General features: G+C 54.5%; 3 protein-coding genes. All 3 read right to left on the reverse strand.

Annotation, left to right across the window (positions count from 1 at the left end; all coding sequences use genetic code 11):
• Nucleotides 1–179: 179 nt before the first annotated feature.
• Complete coding sequence (locus EJP87_RS06710; RefSeq protein ID WP_130471089.1) at nt 180–1,439, reverse strand: D-alanyl-D-alanine carboxypeptidase family protein; 1,260 nt, start codon at nt 1,437–1,439, stop codon at nt 180–182.
• 124 nt (nt 1,440–1,563) lie between these two features.
• The gene (locus EJP87_RS06715) at nt 1,564–2,154 is read right to left on the reverse strand and encodes a septal ring lytic transglycosylase RlpA family protein (protein WP_130471090.1); all 591 of its coding nucleotides are present in this window, start codon (nt 2,152–2,154) and stop codon (nt 1,564–1,566) included.
• A gap of 3 nt (nt 2,155–2,157) precedes the next feature.
• Nucleotides 2,158–2,750: lytic murein transglycosylase (locus tag EJP87_RS06720; RefSeq protein WP_130471095.1), on the reverse strand; the 593-nt coding region annotated here is incomplete at its 5' end.

The raw sequence follows: 2,750 nt of genomic DNA on the forward strand, positions 1-2,750 counted from the left end.
AGCAACGCCGCATCATTGCCGACGAGGGGGCCCAGGGCCTCCTCGTCCCAACGGGATTCTTTGGTTTTTTTATTGGCCATTTTGCTTCCTTCTCCAAGAAGGCAGGTCCATTTTTTAGCAGGATGCGGCGCACTCTGCCTTGGATTAACAGCGCTCTGGCAGACCAGACGGCAGAGAGATTACCACCCCAGATACATGCGAATGGTATCAATCAGGACGCGGAAAAAGCCTCCAGCCGGTATGGCAGTAGCGGCAACCACCGGGCGATTGCTGATCTCTTTGCCCGCCAGTTTGACCACCACATGCCCGACTGTTGCGCCTTCGGCCAGGGGGGCAACCAAGGGTTCATCATAGACCAGCCCCACCTCCATGCTGCTACGATCTTTGCGTGGCACTGTGACATACATGGCTTCGGTGACAATACCATCGACTCGTTCCTGTTGTCCTTTCCAGACCCGCAGGTTGCGTACCACCGCTTTGGCCTCAAAGATGCGGACGGTTTCAAACATGCGGTTGCCGTGGCGGAGCAGACGCAGCGCTTCATCCTCGCGGATGCGGCTGCTTTTGGCACCCATGATGACGGCGGCCAGGCGTTGACCATCCTTGTCATTGGTGGCAATCAGGCAATAGCCGGCATCTTTGGTATGGCCGGTTTTCAAACCGGTGATGGAGGGATCCCGCCAGAGCAGGCGGTTGCGGTTATACTGGCGGATGCCATTGAAAGAGTACTGTTTTTCTTGTGAATAGTGGGCATATTGGGGAAAATCCCGTTTGATGGCGCGCGCCAGCAAAAACATGTCACGGGCGGTGGTCATATGGTTGGGGCTGGGCATGCCGGAGGCGTTATCAAAGCGGGATTGGCTCATTCCCAACTGTTTGGCTTTTTTATTCATCAACTCGGCAAAGGACTCTTCCGAGCCAGCCAGATATTCGGCCACCACGATACAGGCATCATTGCCGCTTTGTACGGCGATACCGAGAATCAGATCTTCCACCTTGACCTGATCCCCCACCTGCACGAAGGTTTTGGAGCCGCTCATTCGCCAAGCCTTTTCGCTGACAGGCAGCTTTTGCTCCAGCTTCAGATCACCTTTTGCCAGGGCATCATAGACCAGATAGAGGGTCATCACCTTGGTCAAAGAGGCGGGGTGCATGGGCACCTGATCCTCTTGGGCGTAGAGGATGGTTCCAGAGTCGATGTCACCCAGGATGGCGGCAGGGGCATTGATCTGAAAGACTCCTTTATCCAGATCGGCACCTTTGCCGAGATCATTTTTGGCCATGGGATCCGTGGCTTTGCCCGGATCAGCGGTTTTGGCGGTATCGCTGGCTTTAGCCCCTCTGGCTGGTTTGCCGGTATCGACTGCAGCAGCCGGAGAGATGGCGGTAAGCAGGTAGAGGGGGAGCAGCAGTCCGAGGAATAGGTTTTTTGCTAACACGGTTTTTTCAACCTCAATCCACTTGTCGGTCCGTTCGATGCACAGGCATCGAAATTGTTATTGACGGTTTGCCATGCCGATCGGTGATGCGCGGTTGGCATATTTCTCCTGCCTTGACTTCATGTTACTCCTTGGCCGAACGGCGTTTTTGCTGACGTTCCGGCACGATGGTATGGGCATCCAGTGACAATTCCACGGCGGAAAGATCCTCTATGCGCACCGAGGTGGTGCCTTGATCGAGAAAATCCAGCTCTTCTGCCGCTGCCTTGGAGAGATCCAGCAATCTTTTGCGCACAAAAGGACCGCGATCGTTAATACGCACAATCAGCCAGCGATCGTTGTGCAGGTTGGTGACCCGCACGTGCATGGGCAGAGGCAAGGTGGTATGGGCCGCCGAGATGCTATTCATATCAAATTTTTCGCCATTGGCAGTGTTCTTACCATGGAACTGCGGGCCATACCAGGAGGCGATTCCTTCAGCGGCAAAACCTTCGCCAATCTCCTTTGGATAATAGGTGACGCCGGAGACGGTATAGGGTGTACCGACTTTGGCGATACCGGGAGGAGCGGGTTGGCTGGGTTGAGGAATAGGCAGGGCGGTACTGGGGTCGCGGTGCATGGCACAGCCATTGATCAGACTCAAGACCAACAGGGTCAGGAGGGACAATGGCAAACGCATAGCAGACAGGAAAGTCTGTCGAGATAGTTGCAGCATGAATCAGGGAGCCTTTCGCAGTTGATCGGCCAATTCTCGCACCACCATAGCAAAACGGCTGGAACGATTCCACTGGGTAATGACCTTAAAATTGCCGAATACCATATAATAGCGGGAACCTTGTTCTTCTTCCAGTGCGATTAATGCCGCCGGTTCATTTGCTTCTGGAATTTTATCTTTGCCAGAGAGAGTGATCCCCTCTTGTTGCCACTCTTGCCAGGGGCGCATGGCATTCAGGGAGGGTGATTTCATCGCCTGCAGGTCAGGATTTATTTTCGGATTCAAGGCAATGGCGATGGGGGCATCGGGGTTCCAGCGATGTCCAGAGAGAAAGGAGGCGATGGAGGCCAGGACATCGGCGCTGTTGTGAAAAACATCGCGTTTGCCATCGCCGCTAAAATCGATGGCATATTTGCGTAAAGTGCTGGGCATCATCTGCATCTGTCCGATGGCCCCGGCATAGGATCCTTCCAGGTCATGGGGATCCCAGTTTTCTTCCTGGCAGAGCAGGAGAAAGTGGCGCAACTCCTCCTGGAAAAAGGGTGCTCGTCGTGGATAGTGGGCAGCCAGGGTGTAGAGGGTACGCAATACCGAAA

Origin of the sequence: Candidatus Magnetaquicoccus inordinatus (assembly GCF_004217665.1) — a bacterium.
Classification (GTDB): domain Bacteria; phylum Pseudomonadota; class Magnetococcia; order Magnetococcales; family Magnetaquicoccaceae; genus Magnetaquicoccus; species Magnetaquicoccus inordinatus.